Below are 26185 nucleotides of genomic sequence, written 5' to 3'. Positions count from 1 at the left end.
CTTAATTAATTAAAATGAGATTGTATTGTTTGTGCTATTTGTGTAGCACAAAGTCCGTATTTTTCTAGCTGATAAGAATAATCAGCGGTATGCCCATAAGAATCTGGCAAACCAATGATTATTTGCCTAGTATCACAGCCTATTCTTGCTTTAAATTCTGCTATTGCACCTCCTAGCCCACCTATTATGCTATGCTCTTCAATCGTTGCTACAAGTTTATGCGACTTGCACGCATTAAGCACAGCCTCTTCATCTAGTGGTTTAATTGTGTGTAAATCAATGACAGAGCAGCTTATGCCATTTTGCTCTAATATTTCTACTGCTTTGAGAGAAGTATGCACCATACTACCTGTGGCAATAAGAGCAACATCATCTCCACTTTTTAGCGTAATTGCCTTGCCTATCTCAAAATCAAAATCTTCTTCATACACAATTGGCACATTAAGGGTATTTGTAAGTCGTATGTATGTAGGCGATTGTCTCAAAGCTACTGCATAAAGACATTTTTTTATCATACCGCAATCACTTGGGGAAATAATAATCATATTTGGAATGCTTCTAAGTAAAGCTATATCTTCCCACCCATAGTGAGAATGTCCAAGCTCACCCATACCCACACCACAGCCAAGCCCAACAAGCTTTACATTAAGATTCATATAGCCTAGATTCATACGGATAAAGTCAAAACATCTTCCTGTTATGAATGGTGCAAACGAAGAGGCAAAAGGGATTAATCCCTCTTTTGCTAATCCCGCAGATACAGAGATAAGACTTTGTTCGGCTATACCTGTATTAATAAAGCGATGTGGCATAACTTCACGCATTCTACCCAAGCCTGATGAGCCTCCTAAATCCGCTGATAAAGCAAATACATTATCATTCTTAGCAATAAGCTCCATTAAAAGCATTCCATAAGCTGCCCTTGTGCCGATTTTACTTAGCATTTTTGCTTCTTTACTTGTAAATGCACTCATTTTTGCACCTCCAATTCTTGCAAGGCGAGTTCAAAAAATTGTTTTGTAAGTCTATTATGATGCCATTCTGGCTTATTCTCCATAAATGAAATGCCATTGCCTTTGATAGATTCTGAAATAATAATGCGTGGCATATTTTGTGGATTCTTCTTTGCTAAAGTCTTATCAATTTGCTCGATATTATGTCCGTTTATTTGCTCCACATAAAAGCCAAAACTCTCCCATTTTCTAGCCATATCCCCCATATCTAGCACAGAGAAAGAGAATCCATCACTTTGACAACTATTCTTATCTAAAATAATGGTTAAATTATCTAGCTTATTATGTGCTGCAAACATCGCTACTTCCCACACACTCCCTTCATTACTCTCGCCATCGCCAATAAGTGTATAGATATGAAAGTCTTGTTGCTTTATCTTTGCTGCCTTTGCTATGCCAACAGCCAAACCCACGCCCTGCCCCAAACTCCCCGTTGAAGCCTCTATGCCAAGATTCACATTCATTACAGGATGCACACAAAAAGCACTATCATTACTCATAAAGCTATCCATTTCACTTTGCTTTACTATGCCACATTCCACAAGCACAGCATAGAGTGCTACCGCACAATGCCCCTTGCTTAATATGAATCTATCTCTCAATTCCCAAGTTGGATTTTTAAAATCATATTTCAAATGTTTCAAATACAGCACACTAAGAACATCAATAATAGACATCGCCCCGCCTAAATGCACACTCTTTTGACAATCATACGCAATTTGCAAAATGTGTTTTTTACTGCTTAAGATTCTATGTTTTAAATCTTCTTTCATCACGCCTTACCTCCATCTACTCGTATTACTTCACCATTGATAAAACTGCTTTTACTTGAAAGTAAAAATACAATCACTTCTGCTATTTCATTTGGTGTAGCCATTCTTTTTAGAGCGACATTTTGAATTGTTTTTTCCTTTAAGCAATCACTCATTAGCATAGGCATATTTGTATCTGTAATGCTTGGTGCTAGGGCATTTACCCTTATATGAAATGGGGCTAATTCACTTGCTAATTTTTTAGTCGCACCAATGAGACTAGTCTTACTTGAGACATATTCAAGAGAACCCGGGATTCCATCAAGGGCGGCAACAGAGCTAAGATTCACAATAGAGCCACTTTTATGTCGTATCATATTTTTTAAAAGTCGTTGTGTTAAAAGCAGGGGAGAGAAAAAATTCACTTGAAACACTTCTTTTATCTCTTCTATCTTTGTCATAGAAAAAAGCCTTGCATCTCCCACAATGCCAACATTATTAACAATACCATCAAGTGCCACTTTGAGCTTTAATATCTCATTAGCCGCATTCATAACTTCTGCTTCATTAGAAAAATCAGCATAAAACATAGCAAGATTCACATTATGCTTTTTGACTAGATTCTCTAATTCTTTTTGAGAGGCAGAATCTTGTGTTCTATTCATAGCAATAATATTTGCACCATTTTTAGCACATAGCTCTAGTGCTGCTTTGCCTATGCCTTTATTGCAGCCTGTTATGACTATATTTTTATCTTTTAACATTGCTCAATATAATCCTCTTTACCAAAAATCTCTTTTGCCTTATATGGCGTGAATATAGTCCTATCTTCAGGCAAGAATTTCTCTCTAAATTTAAAATTATGCGCACTTATGCAAATAGGGCTAAACTCACCAAAATATTTAATAGAAAATCCATAATCTAGAATCTCCTTTAAACTCTGCTCTTTTATATTGCCAATAGATATATTGATATACGGACATACAAGCACTTCACCAAGGGGCGTGATATATGTCCTATTCACAGTCCAACAACCACTAATTTTAGTTTTTGTCTTATCATACATATCCCAAGTATTAAACACCACATCATAATTCTTGCGTATCCCATCAAGTATTTTAAAATCTTCTGCGGTCATTCTATCCTCCTTTAAAGAGCCAAAAGGCATAGCCATAATGAGATAAGAGGTATAACCCTTAGCCTTTGCATAATCAAGCAAGGCAAATAAATCCGGATCCTTTGCGTTGTAATGCCCAAAAATAACATTAGGGAAAGCCGCCATACCAGCTTCACTTGCATAATCAAGCGCATTTAAAGCTCTTTGGTGAGCGTCTTTGATACTTCGCCCCCCCCCCCGTATTCTGTTAAATTCCTCTGCGTTCATACCGCTTACTGATACTGCCATAGCGTCTAATCCAGCTTCTGCTAAATCCTTAGCATATTGCGGTGTAATTAAATATCCATTTGTGATAAGTATCATTTGGAATCTCTCTGGCTTGAACGCTTGAATGAGCTTTAGCAGACTTTCCTTGTTGATTGTTAGCTCCCCACCTAAAAGCACAATCTCCCAAATGCCTAGCTCGTGTGCCTCATCTGCAATTCGCTCTATTTCACTTAGCTCCAAACGCTCTTTGTTATATTTATTTTCTACCTCTGAGTAGCAAAAAGTGCATTTAAAATTACAAGCATTATGATAGTTAAGCGTGATTGAGCGAGGGGTTTTGCCTACCTTGCCACCATTATTTTTTAATGCTTTTATATATTTATGCACCTTTGATACAACTATGGGTTTTTTTAACATTGACATTTATTTGCTCCTATTTTAATGTGATTAAATCCTGCGGGATGGCTAGAGTTAAATCCACTTGAGAAATACACTTAGATTCACAGCTAATACTTGCCTTGCACTCTCCCACGCCTCTTTTGTAAGAGAGCAAATCCGCACGGACAGAAAGCACATCGCCGGGCAAGGCACTTGTGTGAAACACTGCATTAGAAATCCTAGAGATAACTGACTTCTTGCCTTTCATATTTGGCATTGTCATCACGCATAATGCCGCGGTATTAAACATAGCCTCTAGCTGCAAGGCTCCGGGCATAAGCGGATTATCCGGAAAATGCCCCACAAAATACCATTCATTAATGCTAAGATTCTTCCTAGCGACCATATATTTTCCCGCCTCACCCTCTAATATAGAATCTATCATCAAAAATGGATAGCGATTTTCTAAATATTCTTGAATTTCAAGTATATCCATAGTCATTTTTGCTCCTTTGGGACTATATTTTTTAACATATCAGGCATACAGATTTTTATCTGCCCTTCACACACGACTTTATTGTCTACCATACCTTTGCCCTTGCCTATACCTATCCCTCTTTTCCAGCTTAATGTCTCTACTTCCATTTCTAGCTTTTGCCCGGGGACTACTCTTTGACGAAGTTTCACACCATCTACTTCTAATATATTTATAGGCTTTTTCTCATTACCCGGGAGCGTTAAAAACACATAAGTGAAAAGCTGTGTCAAAGCCTCTATTTGAAGCATACCCGGCATTATTGGATCATCTTTAAAATGCGTGGGGAAAAACCACTCATTAAAGGTTACATTTTTATAGCCTTTGACATATTCCCCGGGTTTTAGCTCTGTGATTCTATCCACATACAAATATGGGTAAGTGAGTGCGGTTAAGGTTTGAATGTGATTTATTGTTAGTTGTTGTAATAGTGGTGTCATTGTGGATTAGCTTTCTTTTTTGGATTTTTGGTTTTGTGTTGTGCTTGTGTGGGCTGCGTGATTTTTAGAATCTAGATTCTTGTCATTTTTGCAGGTGTGGGCAAGAGCTTCGCTCACGCAAGCCATAGGCGAAAAATCTTGTTTAGATTCTAGATTTTTGGATACTTTGCCTAAATGTCCAGTATGACAATCTTTAGATTCTATATCCTTGTCATATTGAGCCTTTGAAAAAGGCGAAATATCCTTTATGGAATCTAATTGTTTTACACAACGATAGCCTAGATTCTCTACATCTACGCTACTTGGTCTATCTTGATCGCCATCGGCTTTAAACATATAGAGATTTTCCCCATAGGCGTGATAGTAAATCTCTATATTTTTTGCCAAATATGGAGCAAAGTAGTTTGGAATCACATTTGTATCTTTTTCTAATCTCTCTATAAATCCAGCTTTTTTAAGCCCATCTCTATCGATATTTTTTTGATATAAATCTATATATTCATAGTCATTTTGCTTCATAAGCCTATCAAGTGCCTTACCTGCTCTATGAAACTGCTCCCTATCGCCCAAAATATCTACTATTCTTAGAACCTTAGCTCCATTATACGCTACTTCCCTACATACAAGCACAAGGTCAGATTCTAAGCCATAAAGCTTATATGTAAATACAGGATTATTAAAATATCGCTTGTTGATATACCACGGAGATTTATAGGGATTATGCTTTTTAAAAGATTCATTATCAAAAACTTCATACATATGCTTAAAATCTCTAAATAGCACTAATTCTGCTTGATCCTTAGAATCTATATCAAGTATTGTCTTATGTGTAATGTGAGCAATCTTATACTCTTTTTTATCATTTAGCCTATAAAAATGCTCTAATCGCCCCACCGTATCATCTTTGAAATATTTTTTTGTCAAAGGATATGATGTATTGAAATTCGAGCCAATACCAATGTAAGAACGGATTTTTACACCCATCATAAAGCGTTTGCGATATAAAATCTCTAGCCCCAAAAATGGCAAAAGTGCATTTGGACTTGTGCGAAACATACCACCAGACATATCAAAAGGCTCTGTATCATCATCACCCTTTGAGTAGATATAAATGCCCTCACACGCGTCTATTTTACCTGTCTGCCTATTCACCGCTAAAATATAATTAACCCTACCCCCCACTCCAAATTCATATTCAAAAAAATCTCTATTTATTGCTAAAATGTGATTTTTATCCCAATATTCTTTAAGAAACGCCATAATATTATCTATATCATTAGGCGTAGCTAATCTTATCTCGTATAGCTCATCAAACTTTGCACTTGTTTTTCCCCTACTCACAATAGCCTCCTATAACCTTATATTTCTCACTTCTAGGCGGATAGTCATTGCAATCAAGCCGTGGAAGCAAAAGTGGATTCTCATTTTGTAGGTGAGCTAATCGCACTTCCGTGGTTACACCAAGTATGCAGCCCATTTCACTTGCGATTTTTACTACTCGTTCATCATAGTTTCCAAATGGATAGCAGCACACCCAAGCATTTTTATCAATATAAGGTGAGATAACCTCTAAGCCCTTTGCCATATCTATGCGAATATCATATTCACTCAAAGTGCTAAGCCAATAATGCTCATACCCGTGGAATCCTATAAACATACCCTCTCTTTTCATAAGGGCGATTTGATCGTAATTCATATACAGCTCTCTAGCAAAGCGATCTTCAGCCAAGCCCAAATACTTTGCAAAAAGCTCACTGGCAATAATGTTTCTTAGTTTTTCTGGCAAAACGGCTTGAAGGATTCTTTTTATAAAAATCACTTCTTTTATATCAAATCGCTCATCTTTGGCATATTGCTTAAAAAGCTCATCATTACTAGGATAGCTAAACTCTCTCCCACGATAAAAGTCCATTTTCTCTAATAAATCATTTAATAAAGAATTTAGCGGTGCGGATGCAAGGATAAAATGAATCTTATTCACATCAAGCAAGGCATTTTCAGCAATGGTGCGTCCAGGCATAAAAAACGAGCCTTGAATCTTATGCTCTTTCAAAATGGGAAAGACATTTGTATAATGATCCATATAGCCATCATCAAAAGTGAGTAGCAAGGGATTTTCAGGGAGTTTTGAATAATCTATCGCGGAAGAATCTATTGTGTGAGAAGATTCTAAGGAATCTATAGAATCTGTGGGTATGGAATATTTTATAGATTTACATTGAGATTTACTGGGGGGGGGGTAATAGCAGAAATTAACTGCTCCATTGTGATAATGTTATAGTTTGCTTTAAAAAATTCAATTTGAGATTTAAACTCACTTATATCAAAACCTTTAATTCTAGGGTATCTACTATTTTTTAAATCCCTTACATAGTGATACATAACAATTGCTAAAGTATTTTTCATCACAATCCATCACCCTTCTTTTTATCTTTTAAAACTAATAGGAGCTGTATTATAGCCAATGATTTTAAACACATTATTTATATTTGTATTCACACAAGCTTTGAAGTTTGGCTTCTACCTCCTCTCAATCATAATGACACTTACAAACAACTTTATCAAAATCCTACTCACTTCAGCTATAATCCCAAACATTAAAATTTAAAGCAGAATCTTAGCGTTTGATTTAAACCCGAAGCTTTTAACATAATTTTAGAATCTTATAAAACACAAAGGACAAAATTGATGAAAAATATTGGCTTTTTTTACGCTTTTGTGCTGCTTAGTGTGTTAAGTGCTATCTCTATGTTTATCTCCTCCACACTTACACCTTTTCTTTCCCCACTCATTATTGGAATCTTGCTTGGCAGCATTCTCTCGCCCTTTTACCCTAAACTCAATAGAGCCTATCATCTCCAAAAAGGTATGGACTTTAGCGCTAAAAAGCTCCTGCGGTTAGGCATTGTGCTGTATGGCTCTTTTATTACGCTTAATGAACTTGCCACGCTTGGATTCAAAGGCTTTCTTCTTGCCTTAATTGTGGTGGCAGTAGTGTTTGTCTCTGCGATTTTTATCGGCAGGGCTTTAAAGCTTGATAGAGAAATTTCTTTGCTTGTAGGCATTGGCAGTGCGGTATGTGGAGCAGCAGCAATTCTCGCTTTAGAATCCACACTTAAAACTCACCCTAGCAAAAGCTCTGTGGCGTTGGGATTCATTGTGATTTTTGGGCTTATGGGTATGGTTATCCTGCCTTTGGTGTATTATAGTGGGCTTCTGCCATTAAGCGATTATCAATGGGGGATTTTCATCGGCGGGAGCTTACACGAAGTAGCAAATGTCGTAGGAGCAGCAGCAATCTCGCCTGAATCTCAAAGTGTTGCCCTGCTTGTGAAAATGACTCGCGTGGTGCTACTCGTGCCGCTTTTACTTATTATCTCTTATCTTATCTTTGCTTCAAGTGATAGCAAACAAAAAGGCACACTTTATATCCCCTATTTTGCCTTTGGCTTTTTGGGCGTGATTTTGCTAAACTCCTTTATTGACTTTCCACCTTTCATTGTAGAATCTACACAATTTATCTCAAAGCTCCTGCTTGTATTTGCGATGGTCGCACTTGGCTTACAGATTGATTGGCAAAAATTCATATCCTTTGGGGCAAAGACATTTATCCTTGCGTTAGCTTTATTTATTATCCTTTTATGTGGCACTTATTTTTTAGTGTATTTTATGTTTTAGGAGAGCAAAATGATAGAAAGTATTGATAAAACACGATTTTATGAAGTCATTCAACAAGGGTGCGTGGTGGTGGATTTCACAGCACCTTGGTGTCCTGATTGTCGGCATATTGATCCTATGCTTGAGATTTTAGAGCAAGAGTTTGCAGGGAAGATTGAGTTTTACAAAGTGGGCTTTGATACGGAGTTAGAGCTTAAAGACACGCTGAATATCCGCAAGATTCCCACACTTATTTTTTACAAAAATGGAGAGGAAGTGGGGGAGCGTCTCATTGAACCTCGCTCTGTTGAAAGCATTAGAGAAGCATTAAATAGCCTTTTGTAGCTTTGCAAGAATCAAGAATCTTTAGCAAAAAATTATTCCAAAAAATAAAGGAAACAGCTTGATACTTACCAAAAACACACGGATATATTTGAAATTTCTCCTATTCCTATGGCTTATTGCAATTACCCTGCGTATTGGCTTTTTAGCGTGGCAATGGAAAAGTCTATCGGCGTTTTCTTGGGAGGATATAGCTAAGGCTTTTTATATTGGTGTGCGTTTTGATGGTCGCATTGCAGCATTTATGTCTTTACCACTTCTTGTGTTTCTCTTTACACCATTTTTATCAAGGTTTTTTGGCAATATCCGCCCTTTTTTATTAGGATTTTATGTCATTGCATTTGCTTTTTATATTCTTATTTACATTGCGGATTTTGCCCACTACGCTTATCTTAATTCGCGTGTTAATTTTGCTGCCGTTGGGCTTTTAGAAGATACAAAAGAAGCTCTAGGTATGATTTGGCAGACTTACCCTGTCATTAAGCTTTTACTCGTGCTTGTAGTTGTTGTTGCAATTCTCACACTTTGTGCCAAGACAATTCTTAACAAATGGGTATATGCAAAAAATGCCCTCTCACACAAAATAACATCAGCAGTCGCCACTTTGTTTGTGCTTGTTATACTGATATATGGACAATATGGTATTGTCTATTATCCATTGCGGTGGAGTGAAGCATATTTTTCTGGTTACAATCAAATCACCGCTCTAGGGCTTAATCCTATACAGAATCTCGCTGATACTCGCCCACAAAACTTCTATGTGGATAATACAGAGCAAGCTCGCAAGGCATACCCAAACACCGCAAAATATCTAGGTGTGCAAAATCCAAATGCAGATTCTATAAGATACGATCGCTTTTCACAAACTGCTGGGGTGGGGGACAAGCCTAATATTGTCATTATTGTTATTGAATCTATGAGCACCCATAAAAGTTCGCTAATGTTTGATGAGTTAGACACGACACGCTTTCTTAAGCAACTCTCCACAGAATCTTTATATTTTCCAAACTACTATGCCTCGGCTAGAACCACTGCAAGAGCGATGTTTTCTATCATTACAGGCATACCTGATGTAAATGAGTATTTTAAAACGAGTTCTCGTGATCCATACACAATGGATCAAAATCTTGTGTGGAATAATTTTGATGGATACACAAAGCTCTATATGATTGGTGGCAATGCGAATTGGGCAAATATCCGCGGGGTGATGAGCAATAATATCTCAGGGCTAACAATATATGATGAAGGCTACTGGAAGTCGCCTAGAATGGATGTATGGGGTATTTCAGACCACGATCTTTTGCAAGAAGCTAATGTGCTGCTTGAAACGCAAAAAGAGCCTTTTATAAGCCTTATCCAACTTGCAAGTTTCCACACTCCATTCACCGTCCCCGATGGGATTGCAGATCTTGATTATACAATCCCAAATGATGAATATTTGGCAAAATACGCCTTTGATAGCAAACAAGAGTATCTTGCCCTAAAATTTTGCGACTATGCACTGAAGAAGTTTTTTGAAAGTGCGAAAAAATCATCATATTATGACAATACAATTTTTATCATCACAGGTGATCACGGAATGTCGCAGGTTTCTCCATCGGTTGAAGCAACCTACTCAAACTTATCTCTACACGAATTTCAGGTCCCGCTTATTATCCACTCGCCAAAATACTTCCCACAAGCCAAAATTATGAAGCAAACAGGCGGGCATATTGACATATTCCCAACAGCAGCAGGTTTGGCTGGAGTGAAAGTCCATAATACCACTATGGGACGAGACTTGCTTGATCCGTCTTTTGGCGAGGATAGATTCACATTTATCCGCCGCCTAAATAGACCGCCATTGCTTGTAAGCAATGAATATTGTTTCTCTAATGAATATGAACAAGCAGGTGGAGGCACACTCTACAAACGAGCAAGTAAAGATTCTACAAATACAGAATCTACAAAATGGGAGCTTGTGGAGGGGCAAGATTCTGAACTCTATTTAAAACTCAAAACAATAAATGAAGACTTGTGGCAAAGTGCAATTTATATGCTCTATCACAATGCCAAAGCAAAAGCCAATGAGGTTACAAATCCCACTCACACAAAGTGATTTATAATGATCCCATTGTGTGAAACATACGGACAAATGCTCTTTTACACCAAAAGGGCAAAATATCATAGAATCTCCCTCCAAATGCCAACCACCAAGGAAACGCGTAGAATCTCCTCCCCTTAATGATGACTTTATACATTTTTTTAACCGCAGATTCTACGCTCATCTGTGGGATAAGAGGGTGGATAAATTGCGTAAGTGGCGTTCTAATAAAGCCCGGACAAATGGTTGTAACACACACTTCACTTTGCCCAACAGATAGGCTTTCTCCCAAAGTTTTCACAAAGATTTTAGACGCACTATAACTTGGTGCATTTGGCAGGGCAAGTAACGCCGCAATAGAGCTTATAAGCACAATCTGTCCCCTTTTTCCGCTTATAACTTCCTGCCTACTCATAGATTCCAACGCATAAAAACTCCCAAACGCCACGCCAAGTGCATTTATCTTACAAATCTCGCTATGTTTTGCCGCACCTTGCTCTTCCCCCATAGCCACACCCGCATTCATAATTACTATATCCACACGAGATTGAAAAATATTTTCACACCACTGCTTCACCGCCTTTTCGCTACTCACATCAAAGCATTGCAAAAGCACCTTTGCAGTGGGATTGCATAATAGAATCTGATCCTTACTTTCTTGTAATCTCGCCTCATTTCTCCCAGCAATGTGTAAAGTAATGCTCTTATGATTTTTAGCAAACTCTAATGCCAACGCCCTACCTATACCGCTACTTGCCCCTGTAATCGCCACACTTATAGAATCTCCACCCATTTTTACCACGCCATTTGCCACATTCGCCCCCTTAATCTTTTAACATCATTATAGCAAATATGCTACAATACACGCGTAATCCCACCCCACAAGGACATCTATGATAAACATCGCAATCAATGGCTTTGGACGCATTGGTAGAAGTATCTTGCGTGCAAGTTTGCTTCGTAAAGATATGTGTGAAGATATACGCATTGTAGCGATAAATGATATACACGATTGGGAGATTCTAAGCTATCTTTTGGAGCGAGATAGCACACACGGGGCTTTGGGGCTTGAAGTAAAATATTCGCAAAACACACTAGAGATTGAAGGACTCCCGCCCATTCATACACTCACACAAAGCAATCCTAATAACCTTGATTTTGCCGCACTTGGAGCGGATATGATCTTAGAATCTAGCGGTAAATTCTTAGATTCTAAAACACTAGCCCACCACTGCAAAAAAGGCATTAAACAAAAAGGCATAACAAAAGTAATGCTTTGTGCCTCTCCCACAGATGGTATGCCAACCTTTGCCCTAGGGGTTAATCACACGCAATATAGCGGTGAATCTATCTTTTCAAATGCCTCTTGCACGGCTAATGCCCTTGCCCCACTTTGTAAGATTCTAAACCAAGATTTTGGCATAGAGCTGATGAGCTTTTGTATCACACATAGCTATACAAATGAGCAATCCCTGCTAGATAGTGTCTATCCAAACGACAAAAGACGCTCTCGTGCTGCGGCACAAAATATTATTCCAACAAGCACGGGGGCGAGCGGAACGCTTATCCGCCTTTTGCCAGAATTGAAGGGTAAAATCGCAGGACATAGCGTGCGTGTGCCTGTGCCTAATATCTTATTACTTGATATAACCCTTACCCTCTCACGCCATATCACCACGCAGAATCTGCATCAAAGCCTTATTTCTGCCGCACAAGATTCAATGAAAGGCATTATTGATATTGATTATAAGCAGGGTGTGAGTAGTGATTTTATAGGCAATCCGCATAGCGTTGTGTTTGTGCCGGATTTAAGCTATGTATTAAATGGCAAGATGGCACGGATTATGGCGTGGTGTGATAATGAATGGGGCTATGCTAATCGCGTACTTGATATGGCAAGATTCTGTGTTTCTAATTAAATGTTACACTTCCCCCCACTTGATAAAACCACGCTCAATCAGCTTCAAAAGCTCAAAGTAAGCGATATACTTGACTTTATTATCCACCATCTGCCAAAGTCCTACACAGACACCACCCCAAGCACAACCATTACTCCCCATACAAATGCCGTGTTACGCGTTAAGATTCATTCTCTTAGCACACTAGGCTTTGGTAAAAATGCCAGACTTCGCATTCACGCGTGGCTTTGTGATTTTAAGCAGGATATTGAGCTGCTTATATTCCACGCAAAGCCCTTTCACAAAGCAATTTTTGCGTTAGATAAAGAGCTTTACATTATGGGAAAGCTAGAGCTATATCAGGGCAGATTTAGCCTTATCCAGCCAAAGATGATTACAGAGATTAATACCATAACGCCCCACTTTAAAACCACACTGCTTAAAAACCAAACGATGATACAACTCGTTCAAATGCTTATCACACAGGAGAATCTAGCCTTTCTCCCCAAACATATCGCCCAAGATATTTATGAGATTTTTCACCCAAATGCCGAGTTTGTAGCCCTCCATCAAGCTAATGGCTTCTCACCCAAACATTTATACGCCCTAAAATTTGTAGAAATCTATCGGCATTTATTCCTGCTCTCTCGCAAGAAGATTCAAGCTCCCTCGCGTTTTATCTGCGATAATGATATAGATTCATTCCTGCAATCCCTGCCTTTTACACTCACACAAGGGCAGCAAAATGCCATTAAAGACATTCGCCACGATTTACAATCCCCCATTGCCTCGCGGCGGCTGATTATGGGCGATGTGGGCTGTGGAAAAAGTGTTGTGATTTTTAGTGCGGTGATGTGTGCTTATCCACATGCCAGTGTGCTTATGGCACCAACGACCATTCTAGCCACCCAGCTTTATGAAGAAGCCAAGCGTTTATTGCCCCCCTTTGTGAAAATCCACTTAATCACTTCAAAAACCCCAAATCTCTCACAAGAAGCAAAAGATTCACATTTTATCATCGGCACACAGGCTTTGCTTTATAGAGATTTTAGACTAGAAAATCTAGCCCTTGTGATGAGTGATGAGCAGCACCGCTTTGGCACCAAAGAGCGACATATTTTAGAAAAAATAGGGCAAGAAAATCTAGATTCTACACCTAATCTTTTTGACTTTAGCCTACAAAACGCATTAACAGATTCTATGGCAGATACAAACAAGAGAGATTCTAAAACGCCCCTTGAATCTACAAACAAAACGCGTCCGCATACTTTGCAATTCTCCGCCACGCCCATACCCAGAACCCTAGCGATGATTAATTCTCAATTTATTAATCTAAGCGTGATTAAAGACTTGCCCTTTAAAAAAGATATTACAACACGCATTATTGATAAAAGTGGCTTTAAGGCGTTATTAGCCCATCTCAAAGACGAGATAGCAAAGGGCAATCAAGCCATTATCGTCTATCCCCTTGTAGAAGAAAGCCAAACCCTTGATTATCTCTCACTCACTGAAGGGCAGGGTTTTTGGCAGCGACATTTTGAAGGTGTGTATTGCACTTCAGGCAAGGATAAAAATAAGCAAGATGTTATTGATGAGTTTGCACTCAAAGGCTCATTGCTTCTTGCTACCACGCTTATTGAAGTGGGAATCTCCCTGCCAAAAGTCTCAACTATTGTTATCGTAGCACCCGAGCGACTAGGACTAGCCACACTTCATCAGCTTAGAGGGCGTGTCAGTCGTAATGGGCTAAAGGGGTATTGCTATCTTTATACGCACAAAAGTGATAACCCAAGACTTCAAGCCTTTGCTCAAACGCTAAGCGGATTTGACATTGCCGAGCTTGATTTGCAATACCGCAGCAGTGGGGATTTACTTAGCGGCACAAGGCAGAGTGGCAATGAGTTTGAGTTTATTGATATAAGCCAAGATTCACAAGTGATAGAAGAAGCTAAGGCGTTTTTAAACTCATCTAAACTCATCTAAACTAATGCTTCTTTTTATAATCCCAAATGAGAAAAATACACGCACTTAAGAGCAAGATAATACCATTAAGATTTAACATAAAAGGTATGCCGCCATATCGCACAAGGGGCTGTGTGATAAAGGGCGAACAGAACTGCCCCATAAACACACTTGCTGATAAGAATCCTGCTGCCCTAGCCCTTTCACGCTCCTGTGCTACGCTTAAAAGCCACGAGCTATTATTCACAAGGATAATGCCAAGCCCAGAGCCAATAAGCACAAGAGCAAAAAGCAAAATCTCATAACTTTGCACAATACCTATGAGTAAGAATCCGCTCCCAATGCTGCCAAGCGAGATAAAATACAGCACAAAAACGCTGAATCTTGAACGCAGTCTCGCATAAAAAAGTGAAAGAAAAGCCGTGCAAAGTGAGCTTACCGCCAAACTCACACCGATAAGATTCCCGCTTTTATTGAGATTATGCGTGATAAAGTGCGGTATTTGGGTAGGCATCACATAAAACATACTCATCGCATAAAATGAAAAAAGATAAATAGGCAAGAATCTAAAAAAATTAAACTTTGATTCATTCTTGCTGACGGGAGTAGGCACATTGCGTTGTGGCTCAAATAGCACAAAAACCGCCATAAGCAGAATAAGAAAGCCCGAAGTATAGACCAAAAAGGGATACCGCCAATCCACATCGCTTAGCACCCCACCTAGCACCAAAAATACAGCTCCACCCCCTGCCATAAAAAAGCCCTGCAACCCTAAAGCCCTTTCACGCCTTGCCCCTTGGTAATAATCCCCCACCAACGCACTTACAGAAGTCATCATAAAAGCCGTTGCTATGCCAAAAATCGCCCTTGAGATAAGAATAAGATAAATACTAGATTCTAAAAAGAATCCACTCGCCCCACTTACACTCCATACAAAAATCGCCAGATACAAAAACCGCAATCGCCCATACTTATCAAGCAAAAATCCACTCACAGGTGCAAAAATCATAATAAACAACGCCGGAAGTGTCAGCACAAGGCGGGAGAGCATATCAATATGCGGAATCTGGCTAAATTGTTCTTCAAAATGCGGAATGGAAGGTGCGATAATCGTCCCACCTAGCACAGTCATTGAAGCGGTGGCAAAAAGGGCAGTTTGGAATATTACAGAATCTGTTAGGCTTGTTTTATCTTTTATTTCACTTGACATAATGTGTACGCTCCAAAGCTTTGTATAGCTAAAGACTACACTACCTATGATAACCTCTCATAAATAATCCACACACTCAAGTTAAATTAAACCCGCTCTCACCCAAAATCAACAAACAAACCTAAACATTATCCATAGTCTGCTGAATCTTGCTTTTTAACTCCTCAATTATGCCTTTTGTAGCTGAATCTGTGGCTATCTCGCTTTCAATGGCTTTAAGTGCTTTACTCACAGAGCTATGATCTTTCATATTGAGTTCTTTTGCAATCATCGGCATAGAGTTAATTGTCAAAGCCCGAGCCAAGTAAATCACCACCCTGCGTGCAAAAGCCACCTTGCGACTTCGCTCTTTGCTTAGAATCTCACTTGGCTTAATGTTTAGCTCCTTGCCAACAAGCTTGATAATATTATCAAGCGTAACGCCCTCCAATCGCTCATTTTGATAATTTTTCAATACATTCTTAGCCACTTTCAAGGCATTTGCTTCAGGGGATAGGCTCATATGCGTATTTATCGTGGAGAGAATCCCTTCAATCTGGCGGATATTGCCATAGATATTTGAAGCGATGTAATCAATCACTTCCTTATCAAAATTTATGCGATTGATTTGACATTTAAGCTCAATAATGGAGATTTTCGTCTCAAGCTCTGGATTTGTAATCTCCGCCATTACCCCACCTTCAAAACGCGATCGCAATCTATCTTCTAGCCCCTTAATCTCTTTTGGGGGCTTATCGCTTGTCATCACAATCTGCTTTTGTGTGCTATATAAAGCATTAAAAGTATTGAGTAGCTCTTCTTGCACACCCTCTCTATTACCAAGAAACTGCACATCATCAATCAATAGATAATCGCATTTGCGGTATTTCTCACGGAAGCTATCCATAGTCCCACGCCTTATTTTGCTGATAAAGTCATTGAGCAGCTCTTCAGCCGTGGTATAAAGCACATTTTTATTCTGCTCTTTGACAACATTCCCTATGGCGTGGAGCAAATGCGTCTTACCAAGCCCAGATTTCCCATAAAACAACACAGGATTATACGCCAAAGCTTGTTGCCTAGCCACAACTTTTGCGATGGTGTGGGCGTGTTCATTTGACTTGCCAACGACAAAATTTTCAAAAGTATAAAATGGATTCAAAGAGAGTAAATTTTGCTGAAAATGAGTGGGTATTTTATTGAAATTTAAACTTTTCACATTTTGATTTTTTTCTTTAACTCTTATGTGAATTTCTGGGCGGATTCCGTTGGGATTTTCCTCCATAAACGCATCGGCGATAGATTCTAAATAGTTACTTTTTATCCAATTTGCTACAAATATATTAGGCACATAAAAAACTTCTAAGTCTGTCCTTGAGGCACTTTCATCATATTCCATAAGGGAGATATAAGAGCTGTATTCTAAATCCGATAGCTTATTTTTAAGTTTTTTTAATATATTATCCAAATGCAATTTATTTCCTAAAGTGAGATGAATATTTTTACTTTCACGATGTGAATAAAATGTGAAAAGTCAAAAAATCTTTTAAGATGATGACCTTAAAAAGCGGAAGCGAAATCATAATGAAAAAATCTTTTAATTTGGATTAAATGATGTATATTTTAGGTATAGACCCGGGCAGCAGGAATTGTGGCTATGCTATTATCCAAATGGCAGATGCAAATATGCATTTGAAAGGGAGTCTAAAGCTCATAGAAGCGGGGATTATTAAGATTAAAGAGCGAAGTTTGCAACATCAAATCGTGGAGTTTGTGGAGGGGATTGATATGGTGCTAAAACTTCACCATATTGATGAAGTGGCAATTGAAGATATATTTTTTGCCTACAATCCCAAAAGTGTCATCAAACTCGCACAATTCCGCGGGGCGTTGAGCCTAAAAATTCTCCAAGAGATAGGCAACTTTGCTGAATACACCCCGCTACAAGTCAAAAAAGCCATCACAGGTAATGGCAAAGCGGATAAAGCCCAAGTCGCCTTTATGGTGAAAAAAATTCTGGGCATTAAAGGTGAGATAAAACCCCTTGATATTACCGATGCACTCGCCATTGCCATTACGCATTCCCAACGCGTGGGGCTAGAATCTAGTCTAAAATCAGCACAATGAAAACGCTTTATTTTAATGACACGCACAGCACTTATGCTTATGATTCTAGCACCATTTACACACCACATAACACAAAAAATCGCTCTTTTGATATTATCTCACTTCCCCCAAATGCCCTGCTTCACAGCCCCATTGAGATAGATAAAAAAGATTCTAGCCATATTCCCGCTTTGCTCTATGATAGGGCAAGGGAGAAGGGTATTCTTACTTTGCCAAATGAATCTTATACGCATTATTTTTGCGAACGCGAACATCTATTTGATGAGCAAAAATGCGTGTGTGAGAGCTTTTTTCACATAAAAGATAAGAATCTTAAAGCCCGCATTCTTACAAGCGATATATTTTTGCCCCTTGCCCTGCCCTGCTACAAGGATTTTATCGTGCTTATTCTGCCCTATTTATGCTATTTTGAAAACACCACTTTCAAAGAAGCCCTTAAGATAACCGCCCTAACTCAACCAAATGCGAATCCAAACATAAATCTATGTGAAAATCTTAGCTCCCTTATTGCCTACCTACAAGAAGCCTATCATAAGCACTTTGACACGCTGTATTATTTTAGCGATGATATAGCTTTGCTAGATACGCTCCTTGCTTGTAACACTACTCAAAATCTCCCCACTCCACTTCCCCTTAGCCAAATCACAGATGAAAGCAAAGATTTTGATTTTTACACTTTTAGGGCTTATCTCGCCTTTAGCTACACTCAAAAATACAAAGCAGATTTAACATTATCTTCTATAAACCCTTTGCCAAACTTCACCCCCAAGCCCTCCATTTACGCAAGATTCTTGCCACTTTTGCTTTTAAGCACTATCCTTTGTGTGCTTGTTATCCCCCTTGGACTGGCATTGTATAACCACCATTTGCAAAGCCAAATCACAGCCCTTAACACGCAAAATGAAACGCTTTTTGCCCCGCTAGACTTAGCCCAACAAGACACAGATATTCCCTCCCTTAGTCTCACACACGCCCAGCTTTCACACACCTTGCACGAGCTAGAATCGTGGCAGCAGAGCTACCCCAAACGCTATGCTTTTATGGAGGACATTTTTTCACAATGTGCCACAAATGATATACATCTAGAATCTATAAGCTTTGCCTTCTCTCAAAGCCATTTTATCGCTACTCTAAAGCTCAAAGCAGATTCAAAACTCAGTGTGTCAGCCTTTTTAGCCAAACTCAACAAAGCCACACAAACTGCTTTTTTACAGCCTTTGGATTCTATGGATTCTAATGCCAAATCACACATCATCGTGGTGCAAAATGTTTTCTAAGATTTTAAACCCTATTACGCAGTTTCTCTCCACAAAGACAAAGCGTGAAAAGATTCTGCTTTTTATCGCCATTATGGCACTTTGTGTGTTTATTATGATGGAGTTTATCTATCTACCACTTTTGCAAACCCAAAGCACCCTATCTAGAATCCATAACCACACGCTTAACGAGCTTACCCTCTCCCTAGATTCTATGCAATCGGCAAAAGCACAGCACCAACAACAAACAAATGAAGTCCAAAACCTACAAGAAGAAATCTTTTCATTGCAACAAAGCCTTAGCCACACAACTACACTTGAGCCGCTTTTAAATCCCTTTACCCTTATCCCTAGTCTTATCAATTTTGCTAAAAATGAAAATCTTACCTTAAATGCCTTTCACCCACACCCCACACTTAATGCCCTTGTTATAGAGGGCAGTGGGGAGTTTTGGCAGATTCTAAACTTGCTTAGCTTTTTAGAAAATCTCCACTTTGTAAGCCTAGAATCTTTAGAACTCTCTTCACAAGAACACAATCAAATCCACTTTCATTTGCTGATTATGGATATTCGCCAAGCCTTACCACATAAGCCACAACAGCAAATAAAGGAATAAATATGAAAAAATATAGGCTCATTTTTGTGCTTTTACTTGTAGGCTATACCACAAGCTATGCCGAGCAAAACCCCAAACAAAGCGTGATAGAATCCATTCCAACCCTAACAAACCCCTTCAAACACAACTCAACACAGAATCTAGAGCTTCAAGCCATTATCAATAATAAAGCATTGCTGAATGGGCAGTGGCACAAGCTTGGCGATGTGATAGATGGCTACACCATTACCGCCCTGCACTCTCAAGGCATTGTCCTGCAAAAGTCAAGCACTCGCTTTGCCTTATCGTTAAATGGCACACTAGAACAGCTAGAGCCATAAAATCACAAGCATAAAAAGTTACAAGATTCCACATAAAAGGCTTAAAAGTAGCAAGTGATTATTTACAATCTTGCGTAAAATTGTAAAATCAAGGAATGCCTTAAGAATTAAGAATCTAGATTCTAAAGACTCGTGAGTGCTTTTACGCTTAAGGCACGACCTTAAGCGTATAAAATAAAATCGTACGCAGTGCCACCTCTTAAAGCGTTGTAAGGGGTGAGCGGCACGACTGCGAACGATTTTTAAGGGGGAGGGAGCGATTTCGCGTGCAGTAGCGAAGCTACACTTGCAAATTTAAGCCCCTCCCCCTTAAAGAAAAAAGAATCCAAATTCTAAAAAAACATTTTGCTACGCTAAGGAATAACATTGAGAGAATCTAGATTCAAAAAGTGGGGAATATGAAACAATCAAAACCTTACCAAATCCCTGTGCTTCTGCGGATATGCGGGATTCTGCTTTTATTTTTACAAACTAGCCTAGCTTGTAGCACCCCCATTAATATCCACTCCGGTAGCAATGTCGCTTTAAGCAAAATCCTAGAAGAAATCGCCTCAATCTGTCATCTTAATGTCATCTATCTCCAAGAGCAAACAAAAGCTATGCTTGATAGCAAGAAAACTTCCATTCATATCAACAATAAACCGCTAATCCAAGTCCTTGATAGCCTTTTAAAAAGCAATGACTTTCACTACACTTTGCAAAAAGACACCTTGCAAGTTGGCTTTTTACTCACAAAGACTTTTGAGATTAGCTACATCGCCACAACACGCGTTGGCTCAAGCAATACTGACATCATCTTTTCACAGGATAATCAAACCCACTCCCCTTATAATACCCACACAAACGCACCGCTTGGCTTTTCAAACTTTGAGATAGAATCTCAAGCCCACAAAATGGCGATGAATAAAGCCACATCAAACACACAAACTATGGGAAAAAGCGGGACGAAAATTTATAGCATTGATGAGATTGACTTTTGGGGCGAATTACAAAATGAAATCGCCGGGGTAGCCTACACTCCGGGCGATAGCTATCAACCCACAACAAGTGAGCTAAAAAATAAAAAAGACATCATCATTAATAAAGCCGCAGGACTGCTTACCATCACCGCCACGCCAAAGCAGATTAAACGCGTGGAATCTTACCTTGCCACACTTAATAACAAGATTCAAAAGCAGGTGCTGATTGATGTATATATCTTTAATATTCAGCATAGCAATAACCAAACCTATGGCATAGACTGGAATGAATTTTATAAACTTGGCAATCTTTTAACTCTCCCGCCAAATGCGGAAGGCTCTAATAATGCCCTTACAGGTGTGAATAATGGCGATTTTGCTATAAGCATTTTTTCACAAGGAGTAAGCATTAACCGCATTGTTGAGTTTTTACAAACCTATGGCAAGGTGCAGTCTGTCTCTAACCCAAAAGTTTTGACGCTCAATAACCAACCTGCCATTATATCCGTTGGCAGTGTGCTTCGCTACTTTCAAAACACCACTTATCAAACCACCACGCAAGGCACTTCTATCCAAAACCTTTCTCAAACCTTCCCTTCTGTCTTTGCAGGAATCTTGCTTGATGTAACGCCAAGTGTGAAAAATGACAAAATCATTTTAAAGATTAACCCATCAATCACCAAAACCAAAGACATCTCTATTGAAAATCAAACCACCGCCCTAGAATCCCCGCCAAATCTCTCCACCAAACAGCTCTCATCTCTCGTGCAGGTTAAAGATGGCGAAAAAATAGTCCTTGGTGGCTTGATAGATAAAACTGAAGGGCAGATTTTACGCAAACTCCCCATTTTAGGCGATATACCGCTTATCAAATATCTCTTTAGCTATAAGAAAAATATTAAAGAAACCCAAGAAATGGTGATTATCATATCTCCGCATATCGTGCGATTAGACGCAAGAGAGCAAGAACAAGATAAAATTGAAGAAATTATAAACTTTACAAAGGAATCTGATTTGAAGCCACAAGATTCAAAAGATACTACAAAAGATTCTGCCCCACAAGATTCCACAAAGCAAGACTCTTCAACAGATACCGACACAAATTCCACTCCCCAAGAAAAGCAAGATTCTACACAAAGCTTAGAATCTCCATTAGAATCTAAGCCCAACAAGCAAGACTCCACACTTTTACAGCCCTTAGCCTACAAGACAGATAGCCCCATACCCCCACACAAAGCCCATATATGAATCCCTCCACATTTGAATCTATTAATCTCCACACTATTACACTAAATGAGTCTTGCCTACTCGCACTAGATTCTAAATTTATAGCAAAGCATCAATGTCTTATTTTTGATATGCAAGATTCTAGCGTGTCTATCGCCATATCGTGTGAAAACGCACCGCTTGGGCTGATTACAAATCATATTAGCTCCATTTTTCCGCATAAAAGTTTAAAGTTTTTCCTTGCTTCAAGCGAGAGTTTTGTAGCACAGCTAGAATCCATCACAGACTTTCAAGGCTTTTATAAACTTGAGCAAAATCTGCTTACCTTGCTAAAAAGCCATAGTCAGCATAATGATGATGAAAGGGCGGCTATTGCGTTGTTAGATTATATTTTAGAGCTTTGTATTAAGCATAGGGCGAGTGATATACATTTTGAATCTCAAGATTCTATCCATTGCGTTAGAATCCGCACAGATGGAATGCTGCGAGAGATTTTGACATTACAAAAAATAGTCTTTGAATCGCTCATTGCGTGTCTCAAGCTAGAGTGCAAACTTGATATAAACCAAAAGCGACAAGCCCAAGATGGACGCTTTAGCCGAGTTTTTGATAATAAGGCTTTTGACTTAAGGTTATCCGTCCTGCCCTCTTTTAGCGGAGAATCCCTTGTGCTTAGAATCTTGCATAAAAATGCCACACTTACCACACTTGAAAAGCTAGGATTCCAAAAAAAGCAAATGGAGATTATCACGCATTGTGCTAACTACCCAAGTGGGCTAATTTTGCTTTCAGGTCCCACAGGCAGTGGGAAATCAACCACGCTTTATGCGATTTTAGAATCCATAAAATCCCCGCAGAAAAAAATCATCACCCTTGAAGATCCCATAGAATACCGCATACATAACACAACGCAGGTGCTAATAAATGATAAGCATAATTTTGGCTTTGCTAATGCGCTCAAAGCCCTGCTGCGACACGATCCGGATATTTTGATGATTGGCGAGATACGCGATGAAAATAGCCTTGATATTGCTTTGCGTGCGTCTTTAACGGGGCATTTGGTGCTTTCCACCATTCACGCTAATGATTCTCTAAGCGTGATTGAGCGATTGCTTGATATGGGTGCAAAGGACTATCTTGTAAGCTCTACTTTGCGGCTGCTTATCTCTCAAAGGCTTGTGCGAAAGCTCTGCCCTCATTGTAAGATTCCACTCTCACTCAAGCAAATGTATGAAAAATTTGAATCTTACAAGCTTGAAACGCAGATTCTAAAGCCTTATGAAAAGGCGTGTTTTTACACCGCTTGTGGCTGTCAGCATTGCTATATGCAGGGCTATGATGGGCGATTGTTGATTGCTGAATGTTTAGAAAACTCTAGCCTTTTGCAACGCCACATTGCCGCCCCACAGGATAAAGAGATGATTATACAAGAGCTTAAAAAGGGCGGGTTTGAAAGTATGTTTGAAGTTGGCATAAAGCTTTTGGCTCAAGGCTTAAGCTCTTTTGAAGAGATATATAGGGTATGTCGGCTATGAGTGAGACACAAAACGCATTTAAGAACACATTCAAACACACGGCATTTTTTTCGCTTCAGGGGTATATCTCCACAAAAGATATAAGTATGCTGTTTTTACAAATATCCACAATGCTACAATCTCATCTGCCACTTTTACATATCATACAAATATGTGCGGATAATGCTAAAAATACAAGGCTTAAAGAAATTTTACAAGATATTGCCTACCACTTACAACTAGGGCAGAATCTCTCTTTTGGATTCAAAAAGTATAGAAATGTGTTTGGCGATATGAGCTATCAAATGATAACTTTAGGGGAAAAAAGCGGAGAATTGAAAGAAATTTTTAGTATGCTGAGTTCTCATCTCACAAAGGAATATAAGAATAAAAATAAACTCAAACGCACCCTTTTCTACCCCATTCTCGTGTTTCTTAGCATTATGGGGGCATTTATGGTGCTTGTAGCGTTTGTGCTGCCGCAGTTTTTAGAAATGTTTCTCTCTATGCAAATTGAGCTGCCTATCTATACGCGGATTCTGCTTTTTATGCAAACATTTTTTATAGACTTTGGGCTGATTTTTGCACTATGTGTGCTTTGTGCTGTGGCTCTATTTGGGTATGCGTATAAAAATACTTTGCATTTTAAGGCTAAGATTCACGCCTATATCTTACATATCCCGCTTGTTGGAGCAATTATAAAAGCACATTTTTATTATCAATACAGCTTTTCGCTCTATATCCAGCTTAAATCCGCCACGCCTATGGACTTAGCCCTAGCTTTAAGCAAAGACATAAGCAATCTTGCCCTTAAAGCAAAGTTTGAATCCGCCCTAGAATCTGTAAAAAATGGCAAAGCATTATCAGTGAGTTTAAAAGAGCAAAACGCCCTTGATGATATTGCCCTAGCCCTTATTAACGCCGGGGAGCAAAGCGGAAATCTAGCAGAAATGCTTGAAGTATGTGCTAAACATTTTGAAGAAATCGCCACTGAAAAAACCGATATGCTTATATCCCTTATAGAGCCAAGCCTTAGCCTTACTATGGGGATTTTACTGCTCTTTTTGGCATTAGGGATTTTTGTGCCGATGTGGGATATGAGCGTGTATGCCTTTGGGGCTTGAAAATCAAAAAGTTTTGATACAATCCGCACCATTTTTACACTATTAAGGAAAACTAATAAATCCAACAATGGCAATTATTTCTCACTAATCCTTATATTTGTAATCCATACAAATATAAGGAGACAAAAATGATTTTACATACATAATTTTCTACACTCTCCCTGTCATACTTTAAAACGAAAGGAGATTGTATGTTACGCATTTAAAATTTTGAAGGCTTAGGGGATTCCACGAGTGCTTTGATATGCGAGATAAACATATCCGTATCCACACCATTTTTAACAAAAAGGGAATCTTGCCTTTCATATAAATGGGGCTTAGATAAAATCTCTATAATCTTATCCACCGCTTCAGTGGTGCTTTTAGCGTGTTTCATCAAAGCATTATCAAGCAAAAATCTATCGTGAAAAAGCAAAAGTGAGCGAGTAGAAATCACAGGAATCCCAAGATAACACGCCTCTAGATTCATAGTCCCACCACCGCCTAAAAGCACATCAACAAAGGGATAAAAATCCTTTGGCTCTAGCTTATGATGTAAAATCTTAAAGCGACTTTTTGAATCTTGTGGGAGCTGTGAGAGACAAGATTCTAGCTCATCTTTGCCATAGCGAGGCATACATAGCACATTAGCCTTAAGTCTCCTAGCTAAAAGGGCAAAGCTCTCATAAATAATGGGCAGTTTGTGCTTGACATAATGTGCCTTATACTCTTCCTCACGCACCAAAATAATAGGCAAGGCAGAATCTAGCCCCAACTTCTCGCAAAACGCCCTCCTTTGTGGCGATTCCAAATCATAATGTAAAGGAATAGAATCTAGCCATAACGCCACATCAATAAAGTCATATTCCACCACTTGAGCGGGGCTTAGCCCCAAGCTTGTATAGCAAATCTCTGGCACGACAAAAGGGCGGAATACAAGATGAGAAAGCGGAAGTGTCAGGCGGGATAAAATCGTTATAGATTCTAAAGAGAATTTTTCATTAGCCACTGGCGTATCGGCAAAATGCACCACCGGTATCCCTAGCCCATACGCACACTGCACCCCATCAACACTCGCTCCGGTGATAAAAACCTTTGGAATCTCGTTTAATCTAGCAAATAGCTCCAAAAAGCCTTTTTGCCGATTAAGCCTAGATTCAAATTTACCTAGCTTACTCGCCCCACCATAGCCACCGATACAATGATGCTCTATCTTAAAAAGCCTTAAAAGCCTAATGCACTCATCATAGTCCTTACTCTCACGCGTGGTAACAATCACTGAATCTAAAGCCTTGAGCCTTGGCAAAATAGACTTAAAAAACAGCACATATTTTGGATCAATAATATCAAGCCAAATCATCTTTTGCCCTTGTGTTTTGTTTGATGTTGTATTTGTGTAGTTAAAAATGCGTTAAGATTCTAGCACAAGT

25 protein-coding genes are annotated in these 26185 nt (G+C 39.0%); 12 read left to right on the top strand and 13 right to left on the bottom strand.

Annotation, left to right across the window (positions count from 1 at the left end; all coding sequences use genetic code 11):
- Positions 1–5: 5 nt before the first annotated feature.
- The 9 genes from HCCG_RS03715 to HCCG_RS03670 form a co-directional block, all read right to left on the bottom strand.
- Positions 6–974 (bottom strand): transketolase family protein, encoded by a 969-nt coding sequence (locus tag HCCG_RS03715; protein WP_002956093.1) that lies wholly within the window; start codon positions 972–974, stop codon positions 6–8.
- Complete coding sequence (locus HCCG_RS03710) at positions 971–1786, bottom strand: transketolase (protein ID WP_015453176.1); 816 nt, start codon at positions 1784–1786, stop codon at positions 971–973. Before HCCG_RS03710 ends, HCCG_RS03715 begins: the two co-directional genes overlap by 4 nt.
- Positions 1786–2529 (bottom strand): SDR family NAD(P)-dependent oxidoreductase, encoded by a 744-nt coding sequence (locus HCCG_RS03705; protein ID WP_002956092.1) that lies wholly within the window; start codon positions 2527–2529, stop codon positions 1786–1788. Before HCCG_RS03705 ends, HCCG_RS03710 begins: the two co-directional genes overlap by 1 nt.
- Positions 2523–3572 (bottom strand): radical SAM/SPASM domain-containing protein, encoded by a 1050-nt coding sequence (locus HCCG_RS11660; protein WP_002956090.1) that lies wholly within the window; start codon positions 3570–3572, stop codon positions 2523–2525. Before HCCG_RS11660 ends, HCCG_RS03705 begins: the two co-directional genes overlap by 7 nt.
- Positions 3573–3582: 10 nt before the next feature.
- Positions 3583–4029, bottom strand: coding sequence for a 3-hydroxyacyl-ACP dehydratase FabZ (gene fabZ / locus HCCG_RS03690; protein ID WP_002956089.1), 447 nt, complete (start codon positions 4027–4029; stop codon positions 3583–3585).
- Positions 4026–4502: a 3-hydroxyacyl-ACP dehydratase FabZ gene (fabZ, locus tag HCCG_RS03685; RefSeq protein WP_002956088.1), complete on the bottom strand. Its 477-nt coding sequence runs from the start codon at positions 4500–4502 to the stop codon at positions 4026–4028. Before fabZ (HCCG_RS03685) ends, fabZ (HCCG_RS03690) begins: the two co-directional genes overlap by 4 nt.
- Before the next feature lie 6 nt (positions 4503–4508).
- Positions 4509–5843, bottom strand: coding sequence for a hypothetical protein (locus HCCG_RS03680; RefSeq protein ID WP_015453174.1), 1335 nt, complete (start codon positions 5841–5843; stop codon positions 4509–4511).
- Entirely contained in the window at positions 5836–6642 is an 807-nt protein-coding gene (locus HCCG_RS03675) for a polysaccharide deacetylase family protein (protein WP_268257954.1), read from the bottom strand. The genes HCCG_RS03680 and HCCG_RS03675 overlap by 8 nt, the downstream gene beginning before the upstream one ends.
- A 65-nt stretch (positions 6643–6707) precedes the next feature.
- Positions 6708–6908, bottom strand: coding sequence for a hypothetical protein (locus tag HCCG_RS03670; protein ID WP_230197848.1), 201 nt, complete (start codon positions 6906–6908; stop codon positions 6708–6710).
- 282 nt (positions 6909–7190) lie between these two features.
- Between HCCG_RS03670 and HCCG_RS03665 the strand changes: the two genes are divergently transcribed.
- From HCCG_RS03665 to HCCG_RS03655, 3 genes are read left to right on the top strand one after another with little or no spacing between them, the layout of a single operon-like run.
- Positions 7191–8180 (top strand): YeiH family protein, encoded by a 990-nt coding sequence (locus HCCG_RS03665; RefSeq protein ID WP_014666156.1) that lies wholly within the window; start codon positions 7191–7193, stop codon positions 8178–8180.
- A 9-nt stretch (positions 8181–8189) separates the two neighbouring features.
- On the top strand, positions 8190–8504 hold the full coding sequence (locus tag HCCG_RS03660) for a thioredoxin family protein (RefSeq protein ID WP_002956083.1): 315 nt from the start codon (positions 8190–8192) through the stop codon (positions 8502–8504).
- Positions 8505–8562: 58 nt separating this feature from the next.
- On the top strand, positions 8563–10599 hold the full coding sequence (locus HCCG_RS03655) for an LTA synthase family protein (RefSeq protein ID WP_014666155.1): 2037 nt from the start codon (positions 8563–8565) through the stop codon (positions 10597–10599).
- 1 nt (position 10600) lies between these two features.
- On the opposite strand, the gene HCCG_RS03650 is transcribed toward HCCG_RS03655, so the two are convergent.
- Complete coding sequence (locus HCCG_RS03650; protein WP_014666154.1) at positions 10601–11398, bottom strand: SDR family NAD(P)-dependent oxidoreductase; 798 nt, start codon at positions 11396–11398, stop codon at positions 10601–10603.
- A 79-nt stretch (positions 11399–11477) separates the two neighbouring features.
- Here HCCG_RS03650 and HCCG_RS03645 point away from each other — a divergent pair, with 79 nt between their 5' ends.
- The gene (locus HCCG_RS03645; protein ID WP_002956080.1) at positions 11478–12503 is read left to right on the top strand and encodes a type I glyceraldehyde-3-phosphate dehydrogenase; all 1026 of its coding nucleotides are present in this window, start codon (positions 11478–11480) and stop codon (positions 12501–12503) included.
- Positions 12504–14465 (top strand): DEAD/DEAH box helicase, encoded by a 1962-nt coding sequence (locus tag HCCG_RS03640; RefSeq protein ID WP_002956079.1) that lies wholly within the window; start codon positions 12504–12506, stop codon positions 14463–14465. It begins immediately after the preceding gene.
- A gap of 1 nt (position 14466) precedes the next feature.
- Here HCCG_RS03640 and HCCG_RS03635 read toward each other — a convergent pair whose 3' ends face one another.
- Positions 14467–15654: an MFS transporter gene (locus HCCG_RS03635; RefSeq protein WP_002956078.1), complete on the bottom strand. Its 1188-nt coding sequence runs from the start codon at positions 15652–15654 to the stop codon at positions 14467–14469.
- Between the two features lie 121 nt (positions 15655–15775).
- On the bottom strand, positions 15776–17101 hold the full coding sequence (gene dnaA / locus HCCG_RS03630; protein ID WP_230197846.1) for a chromosomal replication initiator protein DnaA: 1326 nt from the start codon (positions 17099–17101) through the stop codon (positions 15776–15778).
- Positions 17102–17247: 146 nt separating this feature from the next.
- Between dnaA and ruvC the strand changes: the two genes are divergently transcribed.
- The 7 genes from ruvC (at position 17248) to HCCG_RS03595 (ending at position 24776) form a co-directional block, all read left to right on the top strand.
- A complete protein-coding gene (gene ruvC / locus HCCG_RS03625) occupies positions 17248–17760 on the top strand; it encodes a crossover junction endodeoxyribonuclease RuvC (protein WP_172580145.1) in 513 nt (170 codons plus the stop codon).
- Entirely contained in the window at positions 17757–19037 is a 1281-nt protein-coding gene (locus HCCG_RS03620; RefSeq protein ID WP_002956074.1) for a hypothetical protein, read from the top strand. Before ruvC ends, HCCG_RS03620 begins: the two co-directional genes overlap by 4 nt.
- The gene (locus HCCG_RS03615) at positions 18997–19632 is read left to right on the top strand and encodes a hypothetical protein (protein WP_002956073.1); all 636 of its coding nucleotides are present in this window, start codon (positions 18997–18999) and stop codon (positions 19630–19632) included. The genes HCCG_RS03620 and HCCG_RS03615 overlap by 41 nt, the downstream gene beginning before the upstream one ends.
- Positions 19633–19634: 2 nt before the next feature.
- On the top strand, positions 19635–19952 hold the full coding sequence (locus HCCG_RS03610; RefSeq protein ID WP_002956072.1) for a hypothetical protein: 318 nt from the start codon (positions 19635–19637) through the stop codon (positions 19950–19952).
- Positions 19953–20350: 398 nt separating this feature from the next.
- Entirely contained in the window at positions 20351–22159 is a 1809-nt protein-coding gene (gene mshL, locus HCCG_RS03605) for a pilus (MSHA type) biogenesis protein MshL (RefSeq protein WP_014667491.1), read from the top strand.
- The gene (locus HCCG_RS03600; RefSeq protein ID WP_002956070.1) at positions 22156–23673 is read left to right on the top strand and encodes a GspE/PulE family protein; all 1518 of its coding nucleotides are present in this window, start codon (positions 22156–22158) and stop codon (positions 23671–23673) included. The genes mshL and HCCG_RS03600 overlap by 4 nt, the downstream gene beginning before the upstream one ends.
- Entirely contained in the window at positions 23670–24776 is a 1107-nt protein-coding gene (locus HCCG_RS03595) for a type II secretion system F family protein (RefSeq protein WP_014667488.1), read from the top strand. Before HCCG_RS03600 ends, HCCG_RS03595 begins: the two co-directional genes overlap by 4 nt.
- A gap of 202 nt (positions 24777–24978) precedes the next feature.
- Here HCCG_RS03595 and HCCG_RS03590 read toward each other — a convergent pair whose 3' ends face one another.
- Positions 24979–26115, bottom strand: a complete 1137-nt coding sequence (locus HCCG_RS03590; RefSeq protein ID WP_002956068.1) for a DUF354 domain-containing protein — start codon at positions 26113–26115, stop codon at positions 24979–24981.
- Between the last annotated feature and the right edge of the window lie 70 nt (positions 26116–26185).

The organism is Helicobacter cinaedi CCUG 18818 = ATCC BAA-847 (genome assembly GCF_000155475.1).
Taxonomy (GTDB): Bacteria; Campylobacterota; Campylobacteria; order Campylobacterales; family Helicobacteraceae; genus Helicobacter_C; species Helicobacter_C cinaedi.
The sequence above is the reverse complement of the archived record's forward strand: the minus strand, read 5'-3'. Positions and strand labels throughout refer to the sequence as shown.

Coding starts and splice junctions, on each gene's coding strand:
- HCCG_RS03645 (WP_002956080.1), top strand. CDS start 11,478: ATGATAAACATCGCAATCAATGGCTTTGGACGCATTGGTAGAAGTATC.
- mshL (WP_014667491.1), top strand. CDS start 20,351: ATGAAACAATCAAAACCTTACCAAATCCCTGTGCTTCTGCGGATATGC.
- HCCG_RS03660 (WP_002956083.1), top strand. CDS start 8,190: ATGATAGAAAGTATTGATAAAACACGATTTTATGAAGTCATTCAACAA.
- ruvC (WP_172580145.1), top strand. CDS start 17,248: ATGTATATTTTAGGTATAGACCCGGGCAGCAGGAATTGTGGCTATGCT.
- HCCG_RS03610 (WP_002956072.1), top strand. CDS start 19,635: ATGAAAAAATATAGGCTCATTTTTGTGCTTTTACTTGTAGGCTATACC.
- HCCG_RS03640 (WP_002956079.1), top strand. CDS start 12,504: ATGTTACACTTCCCCCCACTTGATAAAACCACGCTCAATCAGCTTCAA.
- HCCG_RS03635 (WP_002956078.1), bottom strand. CDS start 15,654: ATGTCAAGTGAAATAAAAGATAAAACAAGCCTAACAGATTCTGTAATA.
- HCCG_RS03595 (WP_014667488.1), top strand. CDS start 23,670: ATGAGTGAGACACAAAACGCATTTAAGAACACATTCAAACACACGGCA.
- HCCG_RS03670 (WP_230197848.1), bottom strand. CDS start 6,908: ATGAAAAATACTTTAGCAATTGTTATGTATCACTATGTAAGGGATTTA.
- fabZ (WP_002956089.1), bottom strand. CDS start 4,029: ATGACTATGGATATACTTGAAATTCAAGAATATTTAGAAAATCGCTAT.
- HCCG_RS03590 (WP_002956068.1), bottom strand. CDS start 26,115: ATGATTTGGCTTGATATTATTGATCCAAAATATGTGCTGTTTTTTAAG.
- HCCG_RS03600 (WP_002956070.1), top strand. CDS start 22,156: ATGAATCCCTCCACATTTGAATCTATTAATCTCCACACTATTACACTA.
- HCCG_RS03615 (WP_002956073.1), top strand. CDS start 18,997: ATGCCAAATCACACATCATCGTGGTGCAAAATGTTTTCTAAGATTTTA.
- HCCG_RS03620 (WP_002956074.1), top strand. CDS start 17,757: ATGAAAACGCTTTATTTTAATGACACGCACAGCACTTATGCTTATGAT.
- HCCG_RS03710 (WP_015453176.1), bottom strand. CDS start 1,786: ATGAAAGAAGATTTAAAACATAGAATCTTAAGCAGTAAAAAACACATT.
- fabZ (WP_002956088.1), bottom strand. CDS start 4,502: ATGACACCACTATTACAACAACTAACAATAAATCACATTCAAACCTTA.
- HCCG_RS03715 (WP_002956093.1), bottom strand. CDS start 974: ATGAGTGCATTTACAAGTAAAGAAGCAAAAATGCTAAGTAAAATCGGC.
- HCCG_RS11660 (WP_002956090.1), bottom strand. CDS start 3,572: ATGTCAATGTTAAAAAAACCCATAGTTGTATCAAAGGTGCATAAATAT.
- HCCG_RS03665 (WP_014666156.1), top strand. CDS start 7,191: ATGAAAAATATTGGCTTTTTTTACGCTTTTGTGCTGCTTAGTGTGTTA.
- HCCG_RS03705 (WP_002956092.1), bottom strand. CDS start 2,529: ATGTTAAAAGATAAAAATATAGTCATAACAGGCTGCAATAAAGGCATA.